We start from the raw sequence: 1,485 nt of genomic DNA, 5'->3' as shown, positions 1-1,485 counted from the left end.
CTAATGGAATCCGCTACTTGGTTCATCCATTGCTGCTCAGGCGTGCTCTCATTCGCCCCATCAGACGCATGGGTCGAAAGTATACTCGGCCGATTGTCCGTTGGTTCCGTTTCGTGAGCTGTTGATGAGCCAGTAGGACTATTCTCTAGAATATTTAAAAAAATATTTATTTTTGTATAAAAAGTTAATACCGTAGCTTAATTAACTCTCTTTTTTCAAAACCTATATCTTTTTCATCACAAAGACATTCTATTTCTTTTTTGAATTCTGGACAAAACAAAAAACTGTTATCAAGGTTATCTGAGGTTAATAGATTGAATTTATTTAAAAATGCTTTTCCTTCTTTTGTAATTCCCGCTTCACACGCGTACCACACTGCTCCCCCAAGCTTATCAGGATCATCTTCAATTTTATCCGGAGGAACTTTTGCCAACTCATGCAAAACATCTAAATCTGTATGGATAGTCGAAAGTGAAACAAAACTACGAAATTCAGCAAGATTAATTGATATCATTCTATACATAAAGTCTATTATATCAATACACCAATCTCTAGGAAAGTACTCCCCTATATTACTATAAAAATTCTCTATAATATCACCATCATCTAAAAGAAAAATTAAGTTTGCATCTCCTATAATACTTAATTCACGTAGTTTGTTCTGGTATATTCTATAAAAAAGACTGCTTTTCATTTCTTTAACTCCGGAAACTTAAACTTAAATTTTTTCTGTCTTGCACCTACTGTACCTTTCCTGACACTAAGTTCTACCGTCCCTGTCGTCTTTGGCGTATCCATTCCAGCATTACCAGGCTTCCGAATCGAAATATTTAATCCGTCTTCGGTCATAATATTATACCCTCTTCCGTTGATTACACTCCCATCTCCTCTCTTAATTTTAATAGGAAAATCTTTCTCACTTTTGATTTCTCTTCCCTCCAACGCCTGATCAACGAAATCTTTCATAGCTTGTTCTGGATTCTCACTACCCTCCATTTCACGTATGTAGAAACTATCCCCCGTATCTCCACGTGGGGTTCCATCCTCATTTAACCATGATCTATTCTGTGACTTGGTATTTTTATCATCTTCTGGAGGTTCATTCTCAGGTGGAGGCGATGGACTTGTTGCTTGGGGGGCTTCTTGGTCTGCCTTATCAGAGGCGCTCCCTGTTTCCGACGGCACATCATTATGAGCCGCCACCATTGCCTGCGAAATCCAATCACTGACAGACGATTCTGCACTATATACCCACTGTGATGCAGTATGTTCAGCATCATCAAGAGAATCTTCAAGAAAATGTGGATCACTAACTAATCCCACTGCGGCTAAAAGTGTCCCGGCAGCAGCGCTTCCCTCTTTTACTCCCAACTCCGCAAGCTTCTCTGCCGCCTGATTATATTGCTGGATAGCGGAGGCTGCTGCGGCGCCGTTGAGGGCGTTTACGCTGCTGTTATGTCCGCCTCCTGCGACAAGGCCACCTGC

Annotated in this window: 1 protein-coding gene and 1 pseudogene; both read right to left on the bottom strand. The window is 40.6% G+C overall.

Features of this window, described 5'->3' with window-relative positions; all coding sequences use genetic code 11:
- Positions 1 to 184: 184 nt before the first annotated feature.
- Positions 185 to 694 (bottom strand): hypothetical protein, encoded by a 510-nt coding sequence (locus F457_RS0111650; protein ID WP_018981301.1) that lies wholly within the window; start codon positions 692 to 694, stop codon positions 185 to 187.
- A pseudogene (locus F457_RS14035) lies at positions 691 to 1,485 on the bottom strand (hypothetical protein); the annotation flags it as partial. The pseudogene F457_RS14035 and the gene F457_RS0111650, both read right to left, overlap by 4 nt.

The organism is Saccharibacter floricola DSM 15669, assembly GCF_000378165.1.
GTDB classification, from domain to species: domain Bacteria; phylum Pseudomonadota; class Alphaproteobacteria; order Acetobacterales; family Acetobacteraceae; genus Saccharibacter; species Saccharibacter floricola.
Note: the sequence above shows the minus strand (reverse complement) of the source record. Positions and strands in the feature narration are given on the sequence as shown.

Bases quoted from the DNA above. Each gene is read 5' to 3' on its own strand.
- F457_RS0111650 (WP_018981301.1), bottom strand. From the start codon at position 694: ATGAAAAGCAGTCTTTTTTATAGAATATACCAGAACAAACTACGTGAA.